This is a genomic window from Micromonospora sp. MP36 (genome assembly GCF_008119785.1).
GTDB lineage: Bacteria > Actinomycetota > Actinomycetes > Mycobacteriales > Micromonosporaceae > Micromonospora.
Genome location: NZ_VSFA01000006.1, coordinates 71941 through 97363 on the forward strand (window position 1 = coordinate 71941; position 25423 = coordinate 97363).

Here is a 25423-nt window from a genome sequence, read left to right on the forward strand (position 1 = left end):
ACAGCACCCCTCCTAACTCGTAAGTGAGCGGTAAGGGTCACCGCTGCTCGGTCCTGGTTAGCATCCCGCCATGCCCGCCACCAGATCGGCGCTGCTGCCGCTCACGCTGACCACCGTTCTCGCCCTCGCCGGTTGCGCGGGGGCGGAACGCTCGACCGACGACGCCGCCCCGGCCGGCTCCGCACCGGCCACCTCGGCTCCGACGCCCACCGGTACGGCCGCCGCCACGCCGACGGGCACGACCGCGCCGGTGCCGGCCACGCTGGACTTCACCGCGCGCACCATCGACGGCGGGCAGTTCACCGGCGGCAGCCTCGCGGGCAAGCCAGCCGTGCTGTGGTTTTGGGCGGCCTGGTGCACCCGCTGCCGGGGCGTCGCCGACGACGTGGCCGCGGTGCGGCGGGACAACGCGAGCCGGATCAACCTGATCGGTGTGGCTGGGCTGGGCAGCGGCGCGGACGCGATGCGGCGGTTCGCCCGGGACACCGGCATCGCGGCCTTCCCGAACCTGGCCGACGACGACGGCGCGGTCTGGCGCCGGTTCGGCGTCAGCACCCAGGAGTGGTACGTGCTGCTCGACTCCGCAGGGAAGGTGGTGCACTCCGGGGCGCTGTCCCAGGCCGAGCTGCGCCGGCGGGTGGCGGAGCTGTCCTGACATGTCCGACGCCCCCTACGGTCTCGCCCTCGCCGCCGGCCTGCTCGCCGCCGTGAACCCGTGCGGGTTCGCGCTGCTGCCCGCGTACCTGTCGGTGCTGGTGCTCGGCGAGGGCACGGCGGCGGGCCGCGGACCGCTCGCGCCGGTGGGCCGGGCCCTGGCCCTGACCGGCGCGATGACCCTCGGCTTCGTCGCGGTCTTCGGCGCGTTCGGCCTGCTCGCCGGGCCCGCCGCGGACGCCGTCGCGCGCCGCCTGCCGTGGGTGTCGGTGCTGATCGGGGTGGCGCTGGTGGCGGCCGGCGGCTGGCTTCTCGCCGGTCGGCAGTTGCCGGCCCTCACCCCACGACCGGCGGCCGGCCCGACGGTCCGGGCGCGGTTCGGCTCGATGGCGCTCTTCGGGGTGGCTTACGCGGTGGCGTCGCTCGGCTGCACGGTCGGCCCGTTCCTCGCCGTGGTGGTGGCGGGCTTCCTGGCCGGCAGCCCGGCCGCGGGGGCCGGCCTCTTCGTGGCGTACGCCCTCGGCATGGGGCTCGCGGTCGGCGCGGCGGCCCTCGCCGTCGCGCTGGCCCGCGAGTCGCTGATCCGGCGCACCCGGCGGGCCGCGCCGCTGCTCGGCCGGCTAGCCGGCCTGCTGCTCGTGCTCACCGGCGGCTACGTGGCCTGGTACGGCTGGTACGAGGTGCGGCTGTTCGCCGGCGGCGACGCCGACGACCCGGTGATCGCCGCCGCCGGCCGGATGCAGGGCGCGGTGAGCGGCTGGCTGGCCGGGCTGGGCCCGTGGGCCGTCGCCGCGATCGTCGCCGCGCTGCTCGGCGCGGCGGCCGCCGGCACCCTGGCCCGCCGGCGGGCGGCCACCGTCCGGGCCGGTGCCGCCGAGGTCACCCCCGCCCCGGCCGGGCGCGGCGGCGGGCCGGGCGCGACCTAACATCGCGGGATGCCGTCACCGATCGAGTCGCACGTCGCCACCTTCGCCGAACTGGACGCCCGCACCTTCCACGACCTGCTCCGGCTGCGCATCGACGTGTTCGTGGTGGAGCAGAACTGCCCGTACCCGGAGCTGGACGGCCGGGACGTCGAACCCGGCACCCGGCACCTCTGGCTGACCCGGGACGGCGCGGTGGTGGCGTACCTGCGGATCCTGATCGACGAGGACGGCGTGGCGCGGATCGGCCGGGTGGTGGTGGCGCCGGCGGCCCGCGGCGCGGGCCTGGCCGGCCGGCTGATGACCGAGGCGCTGGCCCTGGTCGGCGCGGGCCCGTGCGTGCTGGAGGCGCAGACCCACCTGGTCGACTTCTACGCCGGCCACGGCTTCACCGTCAGCGGCCCCGGGTACGTGGAGGACGGCATCCCGCACACCCCGATGCGGCGGGAGGCCCGGCCGGCCGCCTGACGCCACGGCCTACGTGTTAGTAGGGGCCCCTGCACAACGCGAGGCGTTAGCCGGGGCCCCTTCCTTTCAGGGCAGGCAGGTGACGATGTCGGCGATGGGGCGGCGGCGGCCGGTGTAGAAGGGGATCTCCTCGCGCACGTGCCGCCGGGCCCGGGCGGCCCGCAGGTCCCGCATCAGGTCGACGATCCGGTGCAGCTCGTCGGCCTCGAAGGCGAGCATCCACTCGTAGTCGCCGAGGGCGAACGAGGCCACCGTGTTGGCCCGCACGTCCGGGTAGCCGCGGGCCATCCGGCCGTGCTCGGCCAGCATCTCGCGCCGCTCGGCGTCGGGCAGCAGGTACCACTCGTACGAGCGGACGAACGGGTAGACGCAGAGGTAGGCCCGGGCCTCCTCGCCGGCCAGGAACGCCGGGATGTGGCTCTTGTTGAACTCGGCCGGCCGGTGCAGCGCCATCTGCGACCAGACCGGGGTGAGCGCCCGGCCCAGCGTGGTCCGGCGGAACCGCAGGTACGCGTCCTGGAGCGCGTCGCTGGACGTCGAGTGCCACCAGATCATCAGGTCGGCGTCGGCGCGCAGGCCGGCCACGTCGTACGTGCCCCGGATGGTCACGTCCTTGCCGGCCAGCTCGGTGAAGAGGGACTCGACCTCGTCGACGACGTTCTCGCGCAGCGACGGGAGGGGGCTGGTCGCCCGGTATACCGACCACATGGTGTAGCGGATGGTCTCGTTGAGCTCCCGCAGCCGCGCCGCGTTGGTCTGCTCGGTCATGCTGCCGATCCTCCCAGTGCTGTGATGATCTCTTCGGCCGCCGTCTCGCCGGAGCGGACGCAGACCGGAATGCCGACGCCGTCGTAGCCGGCCCCGGCCAGGGCCAGCGTCGGGTGGGCGGCGCGCAGGCGCGCCCGGACCGCCGCCACCCGCGCGCCGTGGCCGGGGGTGTACTGCGGCAGGGCCCCGCCCCACCGCTGCACGTGCCGGGCGACCGGGGCGGGCAGCGGGGTGCCCAGCACCTTCGACAGCTCCCGGTGCACGGTGCTGACCAGGTCGTCGTCGGTGAGCTGGAGCGACGTCTCCTCCCCGTACCGACCGACCGAGGCGCGCAGCAGGGCGAGCCCCTCGGGTCGGCGCAGGTGCCCCCACTTCGTGGTGAAGAAGGTGGCCGCCTTGATCAGCAGGCCCTCGGTGGCCGGCACCAGGAAGCCGGAGAGCTCCGGCAGCTCCGGCGCGGGCAGGGCCATGGTGACCAGGGCCACGCTGGCGTAGTCCAGCCCGCCGACGGTGGCGGCCACCTCGGGCGCCGGGCCGGCGAGCAGCCGGGCGGCCGGGCGGGCCGGCACGGCGAGCAGCACCGCGTCCGCCTCGACCTGCTCAGGTTCGCGGGTGGGGCCGACGGTGAGGCGCCACCCGGCCGATGTCCGGTGCAGCTCGCGCACCGCCGCGTCCCGGCGGATCATCGCGCCACTCTCGCGCGCCGCCGCCTCGACGAGAACGCTCAGCCCGCCGGCCAGGGTGCCGAAGACCGGCGCGCCGGGGATGCGGGGTGCGGCCGCCTGCGCGGCCCGGACCGCGCCGACCAGGGTGTGCTCGACCCGGGCCGCGCGGGCCAGCGCCGGCATCGTGGTGACCAGGGAGAGGCCGTCGGCCCGGCCCGCGTAGACGCCGCCGAGCATCGGGTCGACCAGCCGGTCCACCACCTCGTCGCCGAACCGCTCGCGGACCAGCGTGCCGACCGCGACGTCGGAGTCCGGGCCAAGCAGCGGGCGGCCGGCGTCCCGGTCGGCGTCCGCCGCCGGCCGCGCCACCGCCGCCACCTTCGCCAGGTCACCGGGTACGCCGACCAGCGTCCCGCCGGGGACGGGGCGCAGGCCGCCGTCAATGACCAGCGCGGCCTGCCCGACGGTCGGGTGCACGATCCGGTCGGTCAGTCCGAGCCGGTGGATCAGGCTGACCGCGGCCGATTCCCCGCCGGCCGGGTCGCGCATCAGGAAGGACTCGGCGCCGAACTCGACGGGCTGCCCGGCCAGCTCACCGGTGCGCAGCTTGCCGCCGAGCAGGCCGGACTGCTCGTACACGGTGACCTCGGTGCCGGCGGGGGCGCGGTCGCGCAACCGGACGGCGGCGGCCAGCCCGGTGACGCCGCCACCGACGATCGCCACCCGCCACGGTCGCGCCATGGTCCCTCCCCTACTCGGCCGGGCGCGCGCTGAGTTCGTGCACCAGCGCGACCACCCGGGTCAGCACGTCGGGGTCCGTCTCGGGCAGGACGCCGTGCCCGAGGTTGAACACGTGTCCGGGGGCGGCCCGCCCCTCGTCGAGGATCCGGCGCACCTCGGCCTCCACCACCGGCCACGGGGCGAGCAACACGCACGGGTCGAGGTTGCCCTGCACGGCCTTGTCCGGCCCGATCCGGCGGGTCGCCACGTCCAGCGGGGTACGCCAGTCCACGCCGACCACGTCGACGCCGGCCTCGCCCATCGCGCCGAGCAGCTCGGCGGTGCCCACCCCGAAGTGGATCCGGGGCACACCCGAGTCGGCCAGGCCGGTGAGCACGTGGGTCGAGTGCGGCAGCACGTAGCGGCGGTAGTCGGCCTCGGACAGCGCGCCGGCCCAGGAGTCGAAGAGCTGCACGGCGGACACCCCGGCGTCGACCTGGACCCGGAGGAACGACAGCGTGACCTCGGCCAGCCGGGCGCAGAGGGCGTGCCAGAGGTCCGGGTCGCCGTACATCAGCGCCTTGGTCTTCGCGTGGGTCCGCGACGGCCCGCCCTCCACCAGGTAGCTGGCCAGGGTGAACGGGGCCCCGGCGAAGCCGATCAGCGGGGTGTCGCCCAGCTCGGCGACGAGCAGCCGGACCGCCTCGTCCACGTAGGACACGTCATCGCGGGTGATCGGCCGGATCCGGTCGACGTCGGCGGCGGCGCGGACCGGCTCGGCCACCACCGGCCCGGTGCCGGCCACGATGTCCAGGTCGACGCCGGCGGCGGCCACCGGGACCACGATGTCGCTGAACAGAATCGCCGCGTCGACCCCGTGCCGGCGGACCGGCTGGAGGGTGATCTCGGCGACCAGGTCCGGACGGCGGCACGATTCCAGCATCGGCACGTTGGCCCGGATCTCCCGGTACTCCGGCAGCGACCGGCCGGCCTGCCGCATGAACCAGACCGGGGTGTGCGGGGTCGGCTCGCGCCGGCAGGCGCGGACGAAGGGCGAGTCGGCCGGCCCGCAATGGCGGGATTGTCCGTCTCGGGCGGCGGTGCCCGTGGTGTCGGTGCTCATCGCGGCAATCGTGCCACGCGCCCGGGCCGCCCCCGCCGCCACCGTCACCTTTTGTGACGTGAAAGGAAGGGCCCCCGGTCAACGCCTCCCGTACAGGGGCGCGGCCCCGGTCAAACAGATCTGCCCGGCGCATGATCGCGGCTCGCCGCTCGGCGCGCCGTCCCGCCGTGCGAGCGGACGGCGGCATAGGCTGCCGGACATGGCCCCCCCGATCGCGCTCCCGGAAACCTTCGCCCGCGCGGTCGTGGGGTTGCGATCGGTGACCCCCCGCCCGGAGATCGTGCTGGAGGAGGTCGGCGCCCCGCAGCGCCTGGCCCCGTACGCGTTCGCGCTCTCCGCCGCGGTCATGCGCGATGACGACGAGGTGGCCACCGGGCGGCTGATCCTGCTGCACGACCCGGCCGGGCACGAGGCGTGGCAGGGCACCCTGCGGCTGGTCACCTACGTGACCGCGGAGCTGGAGGTGGACCTGGCCAGCGACCCGCTGCTGCCCGGGGTGGGCTGGACCTGGCTGACCGACGCGCTGGACGCGCAGGACGCCCGGCACCGGGCCATCGGCGGCACGGTCACCCAGACCCTCTCCACTCGGTTCGGCGAGCTGGCCGGGCCGCCCGCCGCCGGGGACATCGAGATCCGCGCCTCGTGGACCCCGCTCGGCGTCGACCTGGCCCCGCACCTGCTCGGCTGGTGCGCCCTGCTGGCCTCGACGGCCGGCCTGCCACCGCCCGGCGTGACCGCCCTGCCGTCCCGCCGCCCCGCCGGAGCCGCCTGACCGGCGGGAGCACGCCGACGGGCCGCCCCAGGGTGACCGGAGCGGCCCGTACGGTTCGCCGTCAGAGGTAGTTCTCGGCCTCGTCGCAGACCTTGTCCAGGCCCTTGTTGGCCTTGTCGAAGGCCGCCTTGTTGCCGGCCGACGCCGCCGCGATCGCGGTGGTCAGCTTGTCCAGGCAGGTGGCGATGACCTTCTTCTGGCGGGCCTGCTCGTCCCGGTCGTTCTTGGTGCCGGTCAGGTCCTGCTCGGTGTCGGAGAGCTTGTCCCGGACCGTCTGCAGGTCGGCCTTGAGCTTGTCGATCTCCTGCCGGTTCGCCGCGATGGTGCCGTCCCGCTGGCTGACCCGCTGCTCGGTGCGGTGCAGCTTTCCGTTGGTGGTGACGTAGAGCCCGGTCATCACGCCGCCGGCGACGAACAGCAGCCCGGCGACGAGGGCCAGGATCAGGGTGCTCCGCCCCTTGCCGGTGCCCGCCGCGGGCGCCCCGTACGGCGGGACCGAGCCGGGCGGGGCCGACATCGGCTGCGGCCCGAACCCGGGGCCGGAGACGGGCGGGGCGGACATCGGCGGGGCGGACATCGGCTGCGGATGGCCCGGCGCGGAGACCGGGGCGGCACCGTACTGCCCGGGGACCGGGGCGGCGCCCGGCGCGTACTGCCCCGGGACCGGGGTGGCGCCGTGCTGGCCTGGGACCGGGGCGGCGCCCGGCGGGTACTGCCCGGGGACGGGCGGGGCGGACGCCGGGGTGGCCGGCTGGGGCAGGGTGGGGTCGGGCTGGGCGGCGCCGTACTGCTGGGCCGCGGGCTGGCCGCCGTACGGGCTGCCGTACCCGGTGCCGCCCGGCGGCTGGGGCGGGTAGCCCTCCGCTCCGATCGGTGGCTGGGACATGACGTACCTCCAGGTGTGCTGGTCCCCCGTGGGGTGGCCCCCGAAGGGCCGGGGTCTGCGGGTCGATGTGATCAGGGCCACGGGTCGGCCGATGCGGTCAACGGCGACCGGGCGGCGGGCCGGTCAGCAGAGCTTGAAGGTGTCGCAGGCGGTCTTGATCGGCACCGCGAGGCCGATGCCCTCGGCGTCCCGCGCCTTGGCGGTGGCGATCCCGACGACCTCCTTGGACCCGTTGATCACCGGGCCGCCCGAGTTGCCGGGGTTGATCGGCGCGTCGAACTGGATCACCGGACCGGAGCCGTCCTCGTCCGGCCGGAACGCGCTCACCACACCGGTGGTCACGCTGTCCTGCAGGCCAAGCGGGGCGCCGACCACCACGATCTGCTGCCCGGACTTGACCGGCGTACGGGCCGCGACGAGCCCGGTGAACCGGGCCGTGGTGCGCAGCTGGGCGAGGTCCTTGTCCTTGTCGACCTTGATGATGGTGGCATCGAAGCGCTGGCCGGTCCGCTCCAGGAAGACCTTCCGGCCGCCCCCGTCATAGACCGACTCCACCACGTGGAAGTTGGTGAGCAGCGTGGTGCCGCCGCCGGCCGCCGGCTTGCCGATCGCGAAGGCCGTACCGGTGAACTGGCCGGCGCTGACCCGGAACACGCTGGGCAGCACGGCACTCGCCACGGCCTCCGGGTTGAAGGCGGCGCCGGCCTGCTTCTCCAGGGCCTCCGCCCGCTTCTCCAGCCCGTCGAGCCGTTGGCCGTCCGCGCCCTGGGCGTCGGCCAGCCGCCGGTCGGTGGCGGCGAGCCGGTCGTCCAGCCGGTAGATCTGGTACGCCTGCACCCCGGCGACCACCGCCAGCAGCCCGGCCAGCGCCAGCGCCAGCACCGGCAGCCGACGCCGCCGGCCAGGCTCGCCGGCCGGGTGCGCCAGCCCCGGGGCGTGCTGCCCCGGCAGCGCCGGCCCGAAGGTGGGCTGGCCCGGGTAGGCCGCTCCCGAGACCGGCTGCCCCGGGTAGGCGGGCGCGGAAACCGGCTGCCCCGGGTAGGCGGGCGCGGAAACCGGCTGCCCCGGGTAGGCGGGCGCGGAGGCCGGCTGTCCCGCCGGGGTTGGTGCGGCGGTCGGCGCGCCGGGGTGAGTGGGTGCGGCGGTGGGCTGTCGGGCGAACGCCGCCACCGGGACGGGCTGCCCCGGAAGGGCGGGCCCGGACGTCGGCTGCGCGGGCACGATGCCGGGTTGGGCAGGCCCGGTTGCCGGCTGCGCGAGCGCGGATGCCGGCTGCGCGGGAGCGGTGCCGGCCTGGGCGGCGAAGCCGCCCGGGACGGTCGGCTCGGCGTCGACCGGCTGCCCCGGCGCGCCGCCCGGCTGGGCTGGTGGCCATCCGCCCTGGGGGTGCGGGGCGACCGGGTTGCCCCACTGGCCGCCGTTCGGCGCCGGCGACCAGGTGGCCCGGGGTGCGGGTACGGCCGGCTGGCCCGGCACGGTGGCGGGCTGCTCGGGGGCCGGGACGGCACCGGCGGGCGCGGCCGGGAACCCGGCAGGCGCCCCGAACGGGGCCGGCTGACCCGCCGCGACCGGTGGGACCATCCGCGGCGGCAGGGGCCCCGGCCGGGCCTGCGGGCCGTCCTCACCGCCGCCGACCTGGCCATGCTGGACGGCCACGGGGCCACCGACCCCGGTTTCGGTGCGCGCCTGGTCGGCCGTCTCGTCGGGGCCCGGCCCCGGCACCCCGTCACCGCCGTACGCAGCCGTCATGATCGCTCGTCCTCCCCGTGAACGCCCGCCCGAAGCCACCCGGCGGCACCCTCGACACCCGCCCTGCGGCTCGATGGACCGTACCTGCGCGAACGGGGTTTGTCTTCCCCGGTGTCCGACCCTGCCACGGGGGTGCAAGCCGACCCTGCCACGGGGGCGCAAGCAGGCCCTGCCCGACCCTGTCGATCATCCCGCCGACACGCGCCGGACCGGCTGCGCGCGCCACGTCCGGCGGGCGCACTAGGGTTGTCAGGTGACCGACGAACCACCCCTGCGCCGTCGGGCCGCCGAAAGCCGTACGGGAGAGGCAGCACCACGTCCGTCGTCGGCCGGGTCGGAGCCGGCGGACGCGGGGACCGAACCCACCGCCGGCGGGCCCGTGCCGCTGACCGCCCCACGCGAGGGCACTCCCGCGCCGGTGGCCGTGCCGAGCGAGCTCGAGGAGGTCGTGGCCCGCTTCGCGGCGGGCACCGGCCCGGTGGCCCTGGACGCCGAGCGCGCCTCCGGCTACCGCTACAGCCAACGTGCCTACCTGGTGCAGCTGCGCCGGGCGGGCTCGGGCACCGCGCTGATCGACCCGCTGCCGCTGCCCGACCTCTCCGCCCTGGACGCGGTGATCGCCGAGGCCGAGTGGGTGCTGCACGCCGCCAGCCAGGACCTCGCCTGCCTCGCCGAGTTGGGGCTGCGCCCGCGCCGGCTGTTCGACACCGAACTGGCCGCCCGGCTGGCCGGGTTCGAGCGGGTCGGCCTCGCCGCGCTGACCGAACAGCTGCTCGGCTACACGCTGGAGAAGCACCACTCGGCGGCGGACTGGTCCAGCCGGCCGCTGCCGGAGTCCTGGCTCACCTACGCGGCGCTGGACGTGGAGATGCTGGTCGACCTGCGCGACTCCCTCGACGAGGAGCTGCGCCGGCAGGGCAAGTCGGAGTGGGCGGCGGAGGAGTTCGCCGCGCTGGTCCGCAACGGCGCCCGGCCGCCCCGGGTGCGGGCCGAGCCCTGGCGGCGTACCTCGGGCATCCACCGGGTGCGCGGCGCCCGCGCCCAGGCCCGGGTCCGCTCCCTCTGGTACGCCCGGGACCAGATCGCCGCGCGGCGGGACGCGGCCCCGGGGCGGGTGCTGCCCGACTCGGCGATCGTGGCCGCCGCCGAGCTGGACCCGAAGGACGAGAAGACCCTGCTCACCCTCCCCGGCTTCGGCGGCCGCTCGGTACGCCGGCTGGCCCGGACCTGGCTGGCGGCGCTGGACGACGCCCGCCAACTGCCGGACGACGCGCTGCCGGTGACCCCGGTGGTGGAGGGGCCGCCCCCGCCGCACCGGTGGGCGGAGCGGGACCCGGTGGCGGCCGGCCGGCTGGCCCGCTGCCGGGAGGTGGTGCTGCGCATCTCCGGTGCGCACCATCTGCCGGCGGAGAACCTGATCGCGCCGGACTACATCCGCCGCCTCGCCTGGCAGCCGCCGGAGGAGATCACCGACGAGACCGTGGCGGAGACCCTCCGCGGCTTCGGCGCCCGGGAATGGCAGCTCACCCTCCTCCTCCCCGACCTCACCCAGGCCCTCACCGCGCCCTGACCCCTGATCCCCGCCCACCGCGCGGTTGATCATGAAGTTGTTGTCACCTCGCCCGGCGGGTCGTGGCAACAACTTCATGAGCAACGCGGGCCGGCGCATTCGGCGCGGGGTGTGGGGTTGGCCACACGGGGGGTGGTGACGGGGTTGGTTACTGGCGAGTAGCATCCGGGGGAAATGCCAGTGCCGGCGGCCCTCATTCGGTTCCGTGGCGCCGCGTGGCGGCGCAGAGGCCGAGTCATGGCCGAAAAGGAGGCTCCAAGTGCCCCGTGAAGTTCGGGATGTCGTCTTCGTCGACGGCGTCCGCACCCCGTTCGGCAAGGCGGGTGGCATGTACGCCAACACCCGCGCCGACGACCTGGTGATCCGCTGCATCCGCGAGCTGATGCGACGCAACCCGCAGCTGCCGCCGGAGCGGGTCGAGGAGGTCGCCATCGCGGCCACCACCCAGATCGGCGACCAGGGCCTGACCATCGGCCGCACCGCCGCCCTGCTGGCCGGCCTGCCCAAGACGGTGCCGGGCTTCGCCATCGACCGGATGTGCGCCGGCGCGATGACCGCCGTCACCACGGTCGCCAGCGGCATCGCGATGGGCGCGTACGACGTCGCCATCGCCGGGGGCGTCGAGCACATGGGCCGGCACCCGATGGGTGAGGGCGTCGACCCCAACCCGCGCATCGTCGCGGAGAAGCTGGTCGACCCGTCCGCCCTGGTCATGGGCGCCACCGCGGAGAACCTGCACGACCGGGTCCCGCACATCACCAAGGAGCGCACCGACGCGTTCGCGCTCGCCTCCCAGCAGCGGACCGCCAAGGCGTACGCCAACGGCAAGCTCCAGGACGACCTGGTGCCGGTGGCGGTGCGCGACCCGGAGACCGGCTGGGGCCTGGCCACCGTGGACGAGGCTCCCCGGGACACGTCGCTGGAGAAGCTCGCCGGCCTGAAGACCCCGTTCCGCCCGCACGGCAAGGTCACCGCGGGCAACGCGGCCGGCCTGAACGACGGCGCCACGGCCGCGCTGATCGTCGCCGAGGAGACCGCCCGCGAGCTGGGCCTGCCGGTCGCCATGCGGCTGGTGTCGTACGGCTTCGTCGGCGTCGAGCCCGAGGTGATGGGCGTCGGCCCGATCCCCTCGACCGAGAAGGCGCTGCGGATCGCCGGCCTCAGCATCGACGACATCGGCCTGTTCGAGCTGAACGAGGCGTTCGCCGTGCAGGTGCTCGCCTTCCTCGACCACTTCGGGATCGCCGACGACGACCCGCGGGTCAACCCGTGGGGCGGCGCGATCGCCATCGGTCACCCGCTCGCCTCCTCCGGCGTACGGCTGATGACCCAGCTGGCCCGGCAGTTCGCCGAGCACCCCGAGGTCCGTTACGGCCTCACTGCCATGTGCATCGGCATCGGCATGGGCGGCACCGTGATCTGGGAGAACCCACACTGGACGGAGTCCAGCAAGCCGGCTCAGGGGGAGGGCAACAAGTGAGCGCGCTCACCGCACCGAACGAGGTGGTCACCAAGGCGCTGCTGCGCCCGGTGAACGTACCGGGGCTGGACCGTCCCGCCGCCCTGATCACCCTGGACAACGGCCTCGACCACACCAAGCCGAACACGTTCGGCCCGGCCGGACTGACCAGCCTGGACGAGGCGATCACCGCGGCCCTGGCCGCGAACCCGGCGTTCATCGCGGTCACCGGCAAGCCGTACATCTTCTGCGTGGGTGCGGACATCACCGGCCTGCCGCTGCTGGCGGACCGCGCGCAGGCCCTGGAGATCGGCCGGCTCGGCCACCGGGTCTTCGCCCGGCTCAAGGACAGCGAGATCCCGACCTTCGCCTTCGTCAACGGCGCGGCGATGGGCGGCGGCCTGGAGCTGGCCCTGCACTGCCACTACCGGACGCTGTCGGCGGGCGCGGCGGCGCTCGCGCTGCCGGAGGTCTCACTCGGGCTGGTCCCCGGCTGGGGCGGCACCCAGCTGCTGCCGAACCTGATCGGTATCCCGGCCGCCACCCAGGTGATCCTGCAGAACCCGCTGATGCAGAACAAGATGCTCAAGCCGAAGCAGGCCGCGGAGATGGGCATCGCGGACGTGCTGCTGGAGCCGGCGGACTTCCTCGAGCGGTCCCTGGAGTGGGCCGCCGGCGTGGTCCGGGGCGAGGTCACGGTGACCCGGCCCGAGGTCGACAAGGACATGTGGGCGGGCGTGCTCTACTTCGCCCGGCAGACCCTCGACCAGCGGCTGCACGGCGCGGTCCCGGCCGCGTACAAGGCGCTGGACCTGCTGGAGACGGCGAAGGACGGCGACTTCGCCGCCGGCACCGCCGCCGAGGACGAGGCCCTCGCCGACCTGGTCTTCTCCGAGGAACTGCGCAGCGGCCTGTACGCCTTCGACCTGGTGCAGCGGCGGGCCAAGTGGCCGGCCGGCGCCCCGGACAAGGGCCTGGCCCGCCCCGTCACCAAGGTGGGCATCGTCGGCGCCGGCCTGATGGCCAGCCAGCTCGCGCTGCTGTTCGCCCGCCGTCTCCAGGTGCCGGTCGTGCTGACCGACCTGGACCAGGCCCGGGTGGACAAGGGCGTCGGCTACGTGCACAGCCAGATCGAGAAGCAGGTCAGCAAGGGCCGGATGGACAAGGGCACCGCCGCCAAGCTGTACGGCCTGGTCAGCGGCTCGGTCGACAAGTCCGTCTTCGCCGACGCCGACTTCGTCATCGAGGCGGTCTTCGAGGACCTGGACGTCAAGAAGCAGGTCTGGGCCGAGCTGGAGAAGATCGTCAAGCCGGAGGCGGTGCTCGCCACCAACACGAGCTCGCTCTCGGTCACCGCGATGGCTGCGGACCTGGAGCACCCGGAGCGGGTGGTCGGCTTCCACTTCTTCAACCCGGTCGCCGTGCTGCCGCTGCTGGAGATCATCCGGGGCGAGCGGACCGACGACGCCACCCTGGCCACCGCGTTCGCCGTCGGCAAGCAGCTCAAGAAGTCCTCGGTGCTGGTCAAGGACGCCCCGGCGTTCGTGGTCAACCGGCTGCTCACCCGCTTCCTCGGCACGGTCTTCGCCGCCGTCGACCAGGGCACCCCGCTGGAGGTGGCGAACGCCGCGTTGGACCCGCTGGGTCTGCCGATGCGCCCGCTCGCCCTGCTCCAGCTGGTCGGCCCGGCCGTGGCGTACCACGTGGGCGGCACCCTGCACGCCGCCTTCCCGGACCGGTTCGGCGTCAGCGAGAACCTCAAGCGGATCGCCGACTCCGGCCAGCCGATCGTGGTCGACGACCGGGTCAACGAGGAGGTCGTCAAGCTGCTCGTGGTCGGCGACCAGCCGCTGACCGCCGAGCAGGTCCGGCAGAACGCGCTGGACGCGCTGGCGCAGGAGATCCGGCTGATGCTCGACGAGGGCGTCGTCGCCGAGGCGCAGGACATCGACCTGTGCATGATCCTCGGCGCGGGCTGGCCGTTCCACCTGGGCGGCGTCACGCCGTACCTGGACCGGACCGGCACCTCCGAGCGGGTCACCGGCCAGCGGTTCCTGCCGCGCGGGGTGGCCAGCCTGCGGTGACAGCGCCAGCTCGCCGGCGGCCATGATTCGGCCTGCGGCCATATTCCGCCTCCGCGCCGCCAGGCGGCGCTTCGGACGGAATGAAGGCCGGCGCGCCGCCAGGCGGGGCTCCGGACCGAATGAGGGCCGGCCTCAGGTCGCGCCGCGACCTGGGGCCGGCAGCCTGATCCATCGCCGCTCCCCCGCGATCGCGGTGGCCGACTGCCCCTCTGGGACGGTCCGGCCACCGCGATCGTCGTTTCCGTGGCCGGACCGGCGTCGCGCGCCGACTCCGCGCCGCCCGCGCCACCGGGCGGACGATGCCGCCAGAAAAGGCGTACCCGGCCCGTCACCGCCCGGCCACCCCGCGCTCACGGCGGTATCGGCGCTGCAGCAACGCAGGTCACGAGCCGGTTCCGGTTTCGTCACGTCGACACCTGGCGGACAACGGTGTGTCGGTGGGGCTCGCTACGATCACGCGTCCAGATTTTTTACAGGAGCTGCCAACATGTCCCAGCCGCCGTCCAGTCCCTACCCCGGTTCCTACCCTCCGCCGCAGCAACCCGGGCAGCAGCACGGCGGTGGCTACCCGCCGCCGCAGCAGCCCCAGTACGGCGGCGGCTACCCGCCGGCCCCGCAGCAGCAGCCCGCCCCGCAGTACGGCGGATACCCGGAGGCACCCCAGCAGTCCGCCCCGCAGTACGGCGGCTACCCGGAGGCGCCGCAGCAGTCCGCCCCGCAGTACGGCGGGTACGTGGAGACCGGCCAGCCCAGCTTCGGCGGCCCGGAGGTGCCACCGAAGAAGAAGTCGAAGGCCGGCAAGATCCTGCTGATCGTCCTGGCCGTCGTGGTGGTCCTGTGCCTCGGCGGTGGCGCCGCCATCTGGTTCGCCGCGAAGGACACCGTGGGCGACGTGGTCGATGCCACCAAGACCCGGGTGTCGGCTCCGGAGACCCTCGGCGGCCGGCCGAAGGTGGACAATCCGCAGCTCCAGTCCGCCGCCACGGAGATGGAAGCGGAGATCAAGAAGGACACGCCCGACGCCACCAGCACCGTCGGCGCCTTCTACGGCAACCCGGAGAAGCAGGATCTGGTCATGATCGCCGGCGCTTCCGGCGTGATGGCCGACCCGAAGAAGGAGCTGGAGGACGCCACCACGGGCCTCGGCAGCGAGCTCGGGGTGACCGAGTTCAAGACGGTGGACGCCGGCCCGCTGGGCGGCGACGCCAAGTGCGGTGACGGCAAGATCGACGGCGACCCGGTCGGGGTCTGCGTCTGGGCCGACCGCGGCAGCGTCGGCATGATCGTCATGTACTTCAAGCCGGCGTCCGCGCTGCAGTCCGAGTTCGTCGCCATGCGGGGCGAGATCGAGCACAAGGGCTGACGGCCCGTCGGACCGGTGTGACCGGGCCCCCGCCTCGTGGCGGGGACCCGGTCCCATTTCTGGTCACCCTGCGGGCGACGCCGACGACGGTCAGGCCGACGCGGCCCGTTCGGCCGGGCTGCGGCAGACGCAGAACTCGTTGCCCTCCGGGTCGGCGAGCACCACCCAGCCGGTGCCGTCCGGCCACCGCTGGTCGGCGACGAGGGTGGCCCCGAGGCCGCGCAGCCGCTCGACCTCGGCGTCCCGGGTGCCGTCGGCCGGGTGCAGGTCGAGGTGGAACGCGCCCTTGCCGTGCCGCTCCCCGACCGACACGAAGAGCAGGTCGGGCCCGTGGCCGTCGGGCGCGACGAGGACCGCCTCGGGGTCGCCCGGGTGGTCGTCGTCGTGCAGCTTCCGGTCGAGGACCGCCGCCCACCAACTGGCCAGGGCGTACGGGTCGTCGGTCTCGACGGTGACGCAGTGGATCTGTGCACTCACGGTGCTACCTCCTGATCGGAGCGCCCCGCGGAGTGGATGACGTCAGCGGCGACTGCGGGGCGCGGGACTGTTCACGGTGGACATCGACCACACCCCCTTCCGCACCTCGGGCTGACCGGAGCATCATGTCACCGCCCGGCGATCCGCACAAACCCGTCGCCGGCCCGGACCCTGAGCTGCGGGGCCGGGCCGGGCGGGTGACCCGGTCACGGGCCGACGAACACCGCCTTCGCCCGCCAGTCGACGCCGTCCACCGCCGGGCCGCTACGGACGGTGAACGCGCCGTTCGGCACGCCACCGGCCCAGTCCGTCGAGGACAGGTCGCCGGTGCTCCGGTTGACCTGGTAGAGGGTGTTCCCGGCGAGGAAGATCCCGCCGGCGGCGGCGAAGCCGCTCACCCCGGCCACGGTGAACCGGTCCGCGCCGACCACGCCGCTGTCCGGGGTGAACCAGCGCCAGTAGAGGCCGCCCTGACCGCCGAGGGTGTAGTACAGCCGGCCGCCGTCGTAGAACATGCCGGTGACGTTGGGGATCTCGGTGTAGAAGTTCGTGGTCACGCCGGCGTATGTCTGGCCGGCCGGCCCGGAGTTCGTCACCACCGCGTCCCAGTACGGGTCGTGGTACGGGTCGACTGGTGACGGCGTACCGAAGGTGGTGCCGTTGAAGGTGCGCCGCCACAGCGCCCCGTTCATGCCGTAGAAGAGCGTGCCGCCGACCCAGAAGGCGCCCCGAGCGGTGGACCAGGCGGTGCCGTCCGGGTTGGCCACCGGGCTCGGGGCGCCGACCGTGCTCGCCCCGTCGTACGGCCGGACCTGCACGTCGTCGGGGCTGCCGGCCGGCGGCGGCCCGGTCTTGACGATCTCGATGCCGTTGACCAGCGGGTTCTCCACCACGTGCCGGAAGTCGAGGTCGACCGAGCCGTCGCTGATGATGGTGAAGGACCGCATGGTGCCGACGTTGTGTCCGACGGATCCGGAGAGGTCCAGGTGGTCGAGGACGGTCACCCCGTCGAGCGCCACGTCGAACACCCGCGAACCGGGGGACGCGGTGCCGTCGTACCGGTTGGCCAGGTAGAGCCGGACCTGGACCTCGGTGCCCGCGGGCACCGGGAACTGCCAGCGCATCTCCGGGTCCCCGGCCGGGTCCCACCGCTCGGCGCTGTAGAGCGCGGCGGGCGTACCGGCCGGCACGGTGCCGTCCAGGCTGCCGACCGTCCCGTAGCCGGCGGTGTTGTTGCCCCCGTTGTGGTACGGGCTGGGGTTGCCGCCGTCGTCGGCCGCCCAGTCCGGCCCGCTGTCCGTCGAGGCGACCAGCGGCCCACCGGCGTTCACCCGGTAGAGCACGTTCGTCGGCACCGGCACGCCGGCCCGGTAGACGGCGCCGGGCAGGCCGGCCGTGGTGGTCGGGTGCGGCGCGGCCCCGCCGGTCAGCGGGAAGAACGCGATCCGCTCCCGCCGGTACTGGAAGTTGCCGATGAACGAGGTGTCCGAGCCGACCCAGAGCCCGGCCGGGGTGACCAGCATCTCGGAGGCGCCGACGCCGCGCGGGTGCCGGCCCGGGTTCCACGACAGCGGCAGGCCGCTGCGCGGGTCGAGGGCGGCGATGCTCGCCCGGCCGACCGCGCCGGCCTGGGCGCTGTCGCCGCCGAAGCTGTTGTTCAACCAGCGGAAGTGGCCGCCGACGTAGACCGCCTGCTCGCTGATGCCGACCGACAGGAAGGTGTCGCCGCCGCTGTAGTCGGCCCAGGTGGGCTGAAGCTCGCTGCCGGTGGCGCCGGACTCCCAGCGGGCGGCGCTGTCGCAGAGGGTGCCGCCGTTCGCCCCGCCGGTGGTGATCACCACGAAGTAGCTGCCGTCCGGGGCGTAGGCGACGTCGCGCACGTACGAGTCGAACGCCCACCAGTAGCACCGCGGGGTGTACCGGCTGGTGTTCCAGTCGGCGACGGTGGCCGCGGTCGTCCCGAGGTCCAGCTTGACGATCTGGTCGTGCGGCACCCCGTCGGCCTTCTTGAAGTTGCCGATGACCACGAGTTGCTGACCGTCCGGGGAGACGGCCAGCTTGCTCGCGCCGACCCCGGCGTTGGAACCGCTGACCCCGTCGTAGTTGTGGTGCTCGGTGAGGTTGGTGGTGAGGTAGCTGTCCACCGCGCCGGTGCTGGCGTTGAGCGAGGCGAGGCCGCCGCGCGGGTTCGGGTTGCCGGCGGTGGTGAAGATGCCGCCGACCAGCAGCCGCCCGCCGACCAGGGCGACGTCGTTGACCAGCCCGTTGAACGCCGGGCCGGCGAAGCTGGTGACCACCGCGCCGGTGGCGACGTCGAGCAGGGCGACCTTGCGCCGGGTGACCCCGTTGACCGTGTTGAACTTGCCGGCGATGAAGACCGTGCCGGGGGCGGGCCCGGCGACCACCGCGTACACCTCGTTGTCGACGGTCGGCGCGAAGGCGGTGTCCACCACCCCGGTGGCCTTGTCGAAGGCGAGCACGTAGTTGCGAGTGAGTTCGACGTCGGACCCGCGGTTGCGGACCCGGGTGAAGTCCCCGACCGCGATGATCTTGGTGCCGGCGTCGTGGATCGCGTCGACCGTGCCGTCCAGGATGTCCGGCGTGGCGGTCGAGGGAACCGGCTTGACCAGGGTGGTGTGGTCGGGTGCGGCGCTGGCGGGGCCGGCCGGCGCCAGGCCGGCGGCGGTGAGTGCGGCGGCGGCGAGGGCCGCGAGGACACGGCGCGTGAGGGCCGAGGCGTGGGTCACTGGCAGCTCCGGTTGGGCGGGGCGCGGACAGGACCGGCGTGGCACCCGGCACGGAGCGGGTAGTCCCGGACCCTCGGCGGCCCGGCGGGAGGGCGAGCCGAGAGGATGGGCGCCCGTCCGGCCGCCGGGGCACGGCCGGGTGAGGCGTGTCGCATCCCACACACTGCGACACCGGTCAGCGGCGGTCCAGCGATCGTCAGGTTTCTGCCCGACCACTCGGGCCGTTCCCGTCCGACCACCCGCGCGACCGGACGGGACAGCCGAGCCGGTCGCGCGAAAAGGGTGAATGTAGATGGTGGTTCGACGGCCGGCCGCGCCGGACGTACGCCGGTCGGCGACCGGTCAGGTGGCGGCGGGGGCGTCGGCGGCCGGCAGGGTGACGGTCACCTCGAGGCCGCCGCCCGGCTGGGCGACCGCCTGCACCGTGCCGCCGTGCGCGTCGCAGACCGCCCGGACGATGGAGAGCCCGAGGCCGGAGCCACGGGCGCCGGTACGCTCCTGGCCGCCCCGCCGGAACGGCTCGAACAGCCCCGGCACGTCGGCCGGGGCGACCTCGAAGCCGGTGTTGCCCACCACCAGCCAGGACCGCTGCCCGTCGGTGCCGGTACGCACCCACAGCCGGCCGTGCAGGTGGTTGTAGCGGACCGCGTTCTCCACCAGGTTGCCGGCGAGCCGGTCGAGCAGCCCCGGGTCGCCGACCACCGGCGCCGGGCGCAGCGCGGTGTGCACCTTGAGGCCGATCCGCTCCACCTCGCGGCCCATCGCGGAGAGCGCGTTGGCGGTGCCCACGGCCAGGTCGCACTCGGCCCGGCGGGCCAGCCGGCGGCCCGCCTGGGCCTCGCTGCGGGCCAGCACCAGCAGCGCGTCGACCAGCCCGTTGGCCCGCTCCGAGGCGTCCCGGACCACGGTGGCCATCCGCCGGTACTCGGCGGCGTCCGCCTCGTCGTCGCTGAGCGTCACGTCGATCTCGGTCCGCATCACCGCGAGCGGGGTACGCAGCTCGTGGGAGGCGTTCGCGACGAACCGTTTCTGCGCCTCGAATGCGGCGGCGATCCGGTCCAGCATGGCGTCGAACGTCCGGGCCAGTTCGGCGACCTCGTCGTCCGCGCCGGACCAGCCGATCCGCTGGTCCAGGGTGGCCTCGCCAAGCCGCCGGGCGGTGGCGGTCACCTGGTGCAGCGGGCGCAGCGCCCGGCCGGCCACCAGGTACGCCCCGGCTACCCCGACCACGCTGATCACCAGCAGTGCCACCAGGCCCTTGACCAGCAGCTCCGTCGAGGCGGCGTCGACCAGCCCCCGCTGCCACTGCCCGGCGTCGAGGGTGCGGCCGTCGGCGAGCACCACCGTGGTGCCGGGCCGCAGCTCGTCCGTGGGCCGCAGCGCGTCGCGGACCAGCAGCCAGGCCAGCGTCACCAGGATCGCCCCGGCGCCGACGAGCAGCACCCCGTTGAGCAGGGTGAGCCGCAGACGCAGGGTGGGGCGCAGGCGGCGGGTCACGGTGCCAGCCTCGGTTCGCGAATGCGGGGCTCGCAGCAGCGGCTCACTCCTCGCGCTCATGCCGCGACCTCGGCGGTGCGGTAGCCGGCCCCGACCACCGTCTCGATCAACGGCGGGTCGCCGAGCTTCTTGCGCAGCGTCATCACGGTGACCCGGACGATGGTGGTGAACGGGTCGGTGTTCGCGTCCCAGACCCGTTCCAGCAGCTCCTCGCTGGAGACCACCGCGCCGCGCGCCTTGAGCAGCTCGGCCAGCACGCCGAACTCCTTGTTGGTCAGGTCGACCGGCGCCCCGCCGCGGGTGACCACCCGGCGGGCCGGGTCGAGCACCAGGTCGGCGACCGCCAGCACGGGCGGGGCGGCCGGGGTGGCTCGCCGGCCCAGCGCCTGTACCCGGGCGACCAGCTCGTCGAAGGCGAACGGCTTGGGCAGGTAGTCGTCGGCGCCGAGCTGCAGGCCCTCCACCTTGTCGGCGACCGTGCCGCTCGCGGTCAGCATCAGCACCCGGGTCAGGGTGCCGGAGGCGGCCAGGTCGGCGCAGATCTGGTCGCCGTGCACGCCGGGCAGGTCCCGGTCGAGGATCACCACGTCGTACCGGGTGACGAAGGCGGCCTCGTGCCCGCTGTCGCCGTCGTAGGCGACGTCCACGGCCATCCCGCGCTTGCGCAACCCGCGCGCGATCGCGTCGGCGAGGTTCCGCTCGTCCTCCACCACCAGTACCCGCATCCCCGGCCTCCCAGCTCATGACCCCCCGACAACCTAGTGCCGGCCACCAAACCAGCATCCCGCGCCGCCGTTGCAAAAGACCTTCGCGTACGCCATGCTTCCCGGCACCTGGCGACAAGGAGGCTGCCGATGACCCGAACGTCCATCGGGCGGGACGTGGCGTATCACCGCTTCCGCTTCCCGGACGAGCTGGGCCGCGGGACGTCCGACGGGGTGACCGCCGGCCCGGACGGCCTGGTGGTCGACCGGCCGGCCGGGCGCGTCGCGCACACCGATCCGCACACCGGCGTCACCGCCGACTACGACCGGGCGACCTGGACGTCCCCGCCGGTCCGGCTCGGCTTCCCGGCCGACGAGATCGTGCCGTCGTGGACCGCCGACACCCCGCCAGGCTGCTGGCTGCGGGTGGAGCTGCGCGGCTGGGCCGACGCGGACCCGTCGACCGACTGGTACGTGCTGGGCGACTGGGCGGCCGACGAGGCGACGATCCACCGCAGCTCGGTGCCCGGCCAGACCGGCGACGACGCTCGGGTGGCGGAGGACACCCTGCGGATCACGGGCGCCGTGGTCACCGGCTGGCAGGTCCGGGTCAGCCTGTTCCGCCGGCCCGACGCCCCGGTCGGCCCGGTGCTGTGCACGGTCGGCGCGGTCGCCTCGACCAGGGCGGCGGCCGGCCCGGCGGACGCCTCGACGCCGACCGGCGCCGGAGACCTTCGTGGTGGACCGGGACGGCCGGCTCGAGGACGGGTGCTGGACGTGCCCCGCTACTCGCAGCGGCTGCACGCCGGCGGGGAGACCCGCTGGGGCGGCGGCGGGGACTCCTGGTGCAGCCCCACCTGCACCTCGATGGTGCTGGACTTCTGGGGTGCCGGGCCCGGCCCCGACCGGTACGCCTGGGTCGAACCGCCCGGCCCGCGGCCGGTGGTGGTGCACGCCGCCCGGCAGTGCTACGACCACGCCTACGCGGGGGCCGGGAACTGGGCGTTCAACATGGCGTACGCGGGGCTGCACGGGGTGGATGCCTTCGTCACCCGGCTGCGCTCGCTCGCCGAGGCGGAACGGTTCGTCGCCGCCGGCGTCCCGCTGATCCTGTCGGCCGCGTTCACGGCAGGGCAGGTGCCGGGGCTGGACTACGACACCCGGGGGCACCTGATGGTGCTGGTCGGCTTCACCGCCGACGGTGACCCGGTGCTCAACGACCCGTACGCGCCGGACGACGAGGGGGTCCGCCGGACGGTGCCCCGGGCGGCGTTCGAGGCGGCCTGGCAGTCGGGCAGCGGCGGCGTCACGTACGTGGTCCGGCCGGCGTCGGTGCCGCTGCCCCCGCCGCCCGAGCAGGCCAACTGGTGACTCCGCGACCCACCGGCCGGCCCGACGGTGTGCCGGCCGGTGCGGCGTCGGCGGGCTGAGTCAGGGCAGCCGCCACACCCCGAACCCACCGGCGTTGCGCCGGCAGACCAGCACGTCCCGGCCGGTCCGGCAGTCGCCGAGCACGTTGGGCAGCGCGTCGAACACGCGGACCCGGGCGGCCGCCACGTCCAGCTCGGCCACGAGCAGCCGCCCGTCCCCGCCCCGCCGGACGCCGATCAGCCGGTCGCCCGGTTCGGTCCAGCTCGCCAGTTCCCAGCTGCCGAGGTCGGCGACCGGCTGGCCGGTCGCCGCGTCCGCCACCAGGAACCGGGACCCGCCAGAGTCGTCCGCGCCGACCAGGAACCGGCCGCGCTCCGCCCACAGCACCGCCTGCCAGCGCGGGTTGCTCCACCGCACGGCGCCGGTCGCCGGGTCGAGCGCCCACATCCCCCCGGTCTGCCGGTACGCGCAGAGCAGGTCACCGCAGTCGGTCAGGTAGCCGACCTGGGCGAGCCGGGCCGTCCAGCGCTGGTCCAGCCGGTCCAGGCCGTAGCCGGTCACCGTGCCGCCGTTGTCACTGATCACCAGCAGCAGGTCGCCGACGACCTGATTCCGCTGCCAGCTCGGCAGCTGACCGGGGCGGATGTTGCGGGCGGCCAGCAGAGCACCGCTGGCGGGGTCGCGCACCTCGACCTCGCCGGAGGGGGCGGCCAGCACGATCCGGTCCACGCCGTCGGGGCCGAAGCGCAGGGCGGGGCCGTCCAGCGGGGTCGGCACCGACCACAGCGTCCGGCCGGAGGCCACGTCGACCCGGCGGAGCGAGCCCTCGCCGGAAGCGTCGAGGTTCTGGAGGAGCACGCCGTCGCCCGCCGGGTAGCCGGCCCCGGGCTGCTGCCAGCCCGATCGGCCGGTGCCGGCGTCGAGGGCCGTGGTCCGGAACACGCCCTCGGGGCCGCCCACCTGACGGCCGCTGACCAGCACCGTCGCACCCTGCTGCAGCAGCCAGACGTCGCCGCCGCCGGCGGGGAGCGAGGTGCGCCACAGGACGGCGGGCGGCCCGTCGGCTGGGAGCCGGTACGCGACCAATTGCCGCCCCGTACCCTGCTGCGGGTCCAGCGGGTCCACCACGTAGAGACGGTCGGCCACCAGGAAGAGGTCCGCGCCGAGCCGGGCCGACACCACGGCGACGGCGCGTTCCGGGCGCGGGACTCCGCCGGCGAGGACACACAGGACTGCCGCCAGCACCGCCAGCACCCGGTACGGCCGGGTGACGGCGCGCGGCGGCCGGGGCGGCGGTTGCGGCTCCGGGTCGTGACGGAGCTCGCCCAGATCGATGATCGTCACGACCATCCCTTCCCGGGCAGTCGCCCGCGCACCCGCCGCGGGGTGTACCGGCCGGCCGGGGTGACGCCGGACCGCCTGTACGATGGCCCGTCGTGGCTGTGCCGGTGGTAGACCCCTCGCTGAACTCCTCGCCCGTCGCGGTCGAGCCCGTCGTGGCGGTCCCGCCCCGCCGGTCCCGGCGCCGGCCGGCCCGCGCCGACGTGCTGGCCATCGGAGCCTATGTGCTGCTCGGGGTTCTCGTCTGCCTCAACTACTGGGGGGATGTGCAGCACCGGGTCTCCTCGCACCTGCCGACGGACCACAGTTGGTTCGAGTGGCTCTTCGCGCACGGCGCCTACTCGGTGCGTCACCTGGAGAACCCGCTCTTCACCGCCCGGCAGAACGCGCCGGACGGGGTGAACATGATGGCGAACACCTCGCTGCTCGGGGTCACCCTGCCGCTGGCACCGCTCACCCTGCTCCTCGGTCCGCAGGTGATGTACGCGCTCTACCTGGGCGCGGCCCTGTCGGCGACGGCGGCCACCTCGTACTGGATGCTCTCCCGGCACCTGGTCCGCTCCCGCGCGGCGGCCTTCGTCGGTGGGGTGTTCCTCGGCTTCGCCCCCGGCATCGTGCACCACGCCAACGGGCAGCCCAACTTCGTCTCCAACTTCCTGCTCCCGCTGATCGTGGCCCGGGTGCTGCGGCTCGGTGAGCCGGGCCGCTGGTTGCGCAACGGCGTCGCGCTGGGCCTGCTGGTGGCGTACCAGATCTTCATCAACGAGGAGATGCTGCTGCTCACCGCGCTGGCCTGCCTGGTCATCGTGGTGGCGTACGCGGTGCAGCGGCCCCGGGCGGCGCGGGAGCGGGCAGGGACCTTCCTCGCCGCGCTCGGCGTGGGCGGCGGGCTGGCCCTGCTGCTGGCCGCGTATCCGATCTGGTTCCAGTTCAACGGGCCGCAGTCCTACCGGGGCCTGCAGGGCGGGGTCTTCCACAACTGGGGCGAGGACCTGATGGCCTTCGTCACCTTCGCCCGGGACACTGTGGCCGGTGACGAGGCGGTCGAGCAGACCATCGGGTTGACCGAGCAGAACACCTGGTTCGGCTGGCCGCTGGTGCTGGTCGCCCTGGTCGCCCTGGTGCTGCTGGTGCGCCGCTCGCTGCCGGCCCGGATCGTCGCCGTGCTGGTGGTCGTCTTCACGGTCGCCGCGATCGGCCCGAAGGTGCGCTTCGACGGGGTCGAGACCACGGTCGACGGCCCCTGGGCGTACGTGCCGGACAACCTGCCACTGGTCGAGATGATGATGCCGACCCGGCTGGCCCTGGTGGTGACCGGCGCGGTCGGCGTGCTGCTCGCGCTGGCCTGGAACGGCCTGGCCGGGGCGGGCCGCCCGGCGGTGCCGAGGCCGCGCGCCGGGGAGGCCAGCGCGGCGCCGTCGCCCGCCGCCGGCCGGCGGCGCCGCTGGCTGCGCGGCCTCGGGTACGCGGCGATCGTGGCCGCCCTGCTGCCGCTCTTCCCGCGCCCGCTGCCGGCCGAGCGGCTCGACCCGCCGCCGCATTTCATCACCGCGGGCGGCTGGCGGCCGTACGTGCCGGCCGGCCGGACGCTGGTGCCGGTGCCGATCCCGAGCAACGTGCACGGCCTGCCCACCCTGCGGTGGAGTGCCCTGACCAGGCAGGAGTTCCCCATCCCCGCCGGCTACTTCATCGGCCCCAACGAGAAGGGTGAGGGGGTCTTCGGCGCGCCGAACCGGCCGACCAGCACGCTCATCTACGCCACGATGGACGCGAACAAGGTCCCGGCGATCACCGAGGAGCACCGCCGCCAGGCGGTCGAGGACCTGCGCTTCTGGAAGGCGTCCGTGGTGGTCCTCGGCGCGAACCCGCGCGAGGCGGTGCTGCGCGACCTGATGACCGCGCTGCTCGGACCGCCGCAACGGGTCGACGACGTCTGGCTCTGGGACGTCCGCGACCGCGTCTGACCCCGCCTCGCGCCTCGCGCCTCGCGCCTCGCGCCTAGCGCCTAGCGCCTAGCGCCTAGCGCCTAGCGCCTCAAGATCATGCTCGATCCTGGATGTCTCCTGGATGTAGTGGCGTCCG

20 protein-coding genes are annotated in these 25423 nt (G+C 74.6%); 10 read left to right on the top strand and 10 right to left on the bottom strand.

Annotated features, from left to right (window positions below; translation table 11 throughout):
• Window positions 1–70 precede the first annotated feature (70 nt).
• Genes FXF52_RS08870 through FXF52_RS08880 form a run of 3 tightly spaced genes read left to right on the top strand, consistent with a single transcriptional unit; the run spans window position 71 to window position 2045 of the window.
• The gene (locus FXF52_RS08870; RefSeq protein ID WP_148795285.1) at window positions 71–655 is read left to right on the top strand and encodes a redoxin domain-containing protein; all 585 of its coding nucleotides are present in this window, start codon (window positions 71–73) and stop codon (window positions 653–655) included.
• 1 nt (window position 656) lies between these two features.
• Window positions 657–1580 carry a cytochrome c biogenesis CcdA family protein gene (locus FXF52_RS08875; RefSeq protein WP_148795286.1) on the top strand — a complete coding sequence of 308 codons (924 nt, stop codon included), beginning with the start codon at window positions 657–659 and terminating at the stop codon, window positions 1578–1580.
• Window positions 1581–1589: 9 nt separating this feature from the next.
• Entirely contained in the window at window positions 1590–2045 is a 456-nt protein-coding gene (locus tag FXF52_RS08880) for a GNAT family N-acetyltransferase (protein ID WP_148795289.1), read from the top strand.
• A 66-nt stretch (window positions 2046–2111) separates the two neighbouring features.
• Here FXF52_RS08880 and hemQ read toward each other — a convergent pair whose 3' ends face one another.
• The 3 genes from hemQ to hemE are packed head-to-tail and all read right to left on the bottom strand — an operon-like array spanning window position 2112 to window position 5321.
• Complete coding sequence (gene hemQ / locus FXF52_RS08885; RefSeq protein ID WP_148795291.1) at window positions 2112–2813, bottom strand: hydrogen peroxide-dependent heme synthase; 702 nt, start codon at window positions 2811–2813, stop codon at window positions 2112–2114.
• The gene (gene hemG / locus FXF52_RS08890; protein WP_148795293.1) at window positions 2810–4219 is read right to left on the bottom strand and encodes a protoporphyrinogen oxidase; all 1410 of its coding nucleotides are present in this window, start codon (window positions 4217–4219) and stop codon (window positions 2810–2812) included. Before hemG ends, hemQ begins: the two co-directional genes overlap by 4 nt.
• 10 nt (window positions 4220–4229) lie before the next feature.
• A complete protein-coding gene (hemE, locus tag FXF52_RS08895; protein ID WP_148795295.1) occupies window positions 4230–5321 on the bottom strand; it encodes a uroporphyrinogen decarboxylase in 1092 nt (363 codons plus the stop codon).
• Window positions 5322–5520: 199 nt separating this feature from the next.
• On the opposite strand from hemE, the gene FXF52_RS08900 reads away from it, so the two are divergent.
• The gene (locus FXF52_RS08900) at window positions 5521–6093 is read left to right on the top strand and encodes a DUF3000 domain-containing protein (RefSeq protein ID WP_148795297.1); all 573 of its coding nucleotides are present in this window, start codon (window positions 5521–5523) and stop codon (window positions 6091–6093) included.
• Between the two features lie 61 nt (window positions 6094–6154).
• On the opposite strand, the gene FXF52_RS08905 is transcribed toward FXF52_RS08900, so the two are convergent.
• Together FXF52_RS08905 and FXF52_RS08910 are read right to left on the bottom strand one after the other, a co-directional pair.
• On the bottom strand, window positions 6155–6979 hold the full coding sequence (locus FXF52_RS08905; RefSeq protein ID WP_148795299.1) for a hypothetical protein: 825 nt from the start codon (window positions 6977–6979) through the stop codon (window positions 6155–6157).
• A 123-nt stretch (window positions 6980–7102) separates the two neighbouring features.
• Window positions 7103–8203: a trypsin-like peptidase domain-containing protein gene (locus FXF52_RS08910; protein ID WP_370517911.1), complete on the bottom strand. Its 1101-nt coding sequence runs from the start codon at window positions 8201–8203 to the stop codon at window positions 7103–7105.
• A 778-nt stretch (window positions 8204–8981) separates the two neighbouring features.
• Here FXF52_RS08910 and FXF52_RS08915 point away from each other — a divergent pair.
• The 4 genes from FXF52_RS08915 to FXF52_RS08930 all read left to right on the top strand — a co-directional run bounded on the left by FXF52_RS08915 (window position 8982) and on the right by FXF52_RS08930 (window position 15204).
• Complete coding sequence (locus FXF52_RS08915; protein ID WP_148795303.1) at window positions 8982–10298, top strand: ribonuclease D; 1317 nt, start codon at window positions 8982–8984, stop codon at window positions 10296–10298.
• A 259-nt stretch (window positions 10299–10557) separates the two neighbouring features.
• Complete coding sequence (locus FXF52_RS08920) at window positions 10558–11778, top strand: thiolase family protein (RefSeq protein ID WP_148795305.1); 1221 nt, start codon at window positions 10558–10560, stop codon at window positions 11776–11778.
• Window positions 11775–13841, top strand: coding sequence for a 3-hydroxyacyl-CoA dehydrogenase NAD-binding domain-containing protein (locus FXF52_RS08925; protein ID WP_148795307.1), 2067 nt, complete (start codon window positions 11775–11777; stop codon window positions 13839–13841). Before FXF52_RS08920 ends, FXF52_RS08925 begins: the two co-directional genes overlap by 4 nt.
• Before the next feature lie 487 nt (window positions 13842–14328).
• Complete coding sequence (locus FXF52_RS08930; RefSeq protein WP_148795308.1) at window positions 14329–15204, top strand: hypothetical protein; 876 nt, start codon at window positions 14329–14331, stop codon at window positions 15202–15204.
• Window positions 15205–15294: 90 nt separating this feature from the next.
• On the opposite strand, the gene FXF52_RS08935 is transcribed toward FXF52_RS08930, so the two are convergent.
• From FXF52_RS08935 to FXF52_RS08950, 4 genes are all read right to left on the bottom strand, one after another.
• A complete protein-coding gene (locus tag FXF52_RS08935) occupies window positions 15295–15681 on the bottom strand; it encodes a VOC family protein (protein ID WP_148795310.1) in 387 nt (128 codons plus the stop codon).
• 206 nt (window positions 15682–15887) lie between these two features.
• Window positions 15888–18428, bottom strand: coding sequence for a malectin domain-containing carbohydrate-binding protein (locus FXF52_RS08940; RefSeq protein WP_148795312.1), 2541 nt, complete (start codon window positions 18426–18428; stop codon window positions 15888–15890).
• Between the two features lie 342 nt (window positions 18429–18770).
• Window positions 18771–19985 carry a sensor histidine kinase gene (locus FXF52_RS08945; protein WP_370517904.1) on the bottom strand — a complete coding sequence of 405 codons (1215 nt, stop codon included), beginning with the start codon at window positions 19983–19985 and terminating at the stop codon, window positions 18771–18773.
• Window positions 19982–20650 (bottom strand): response regulator transcription factor, encoded by a 669-nt coding sequence (locus tag FXF52_RS08950; protein ID WP_148795314.1) that lies wholly within the window; start codon window positions 20648–20650, stop codon window positions 19982–19984. The genes FXF52_RS08945 and FXF52_RS08950 overlap by 4 nt, the downstream gene beginning before the upstream one ends.
• Before the next feature lie 129 nt (window positions 20651–20779).
• Here FXF52_RS08950 and FXF52_RS08955 point away from each other — a divergent pair, with 129 nt between their 5' ends.
• Window positions 20780–22000, top strand: a complete 1221-nt coding sequence (locus FXF52_RS08955; RefSeq protein ID WP_148795316.1) for a peptidase C39 family protein — start codon at window positions 20780–20782, stop codon at window positions 21998–22000.
• Between the two features lie 60 nt (window positions 22001–22060).
• On the opposite strand, the gene FXF52_RS08960 is transcribed toward FXF52_RS08955, so the two are convergent.
• Window positions 22061–23344: a PQQ-binding-like beta-propeller repeat protein gene (locus tag FXF52_RS08960; protein ID WP_148795318.1), complete on the bottom strand. Its 1284-nt coding sequence runs from the start codon at window positions 23342–23344 to the stop codon at window positions 22061–22063.
• 98 nt (window positions 23345–23442) lie between these two features.
• Between FXF52_RS08960 and FXF52_RS08965 the strand changes: the two genes are divergently transcribed.
• Entirely contained in the window at window positions 23443–25305 is a 1863-nt protein-coding gene (locus FXF52_RS08965) for a hypothetical protein (protein ID WP_370517912.1), read from the top strand.
• Window positions 25306–25423: the final 118 nt, after the last annotated feature.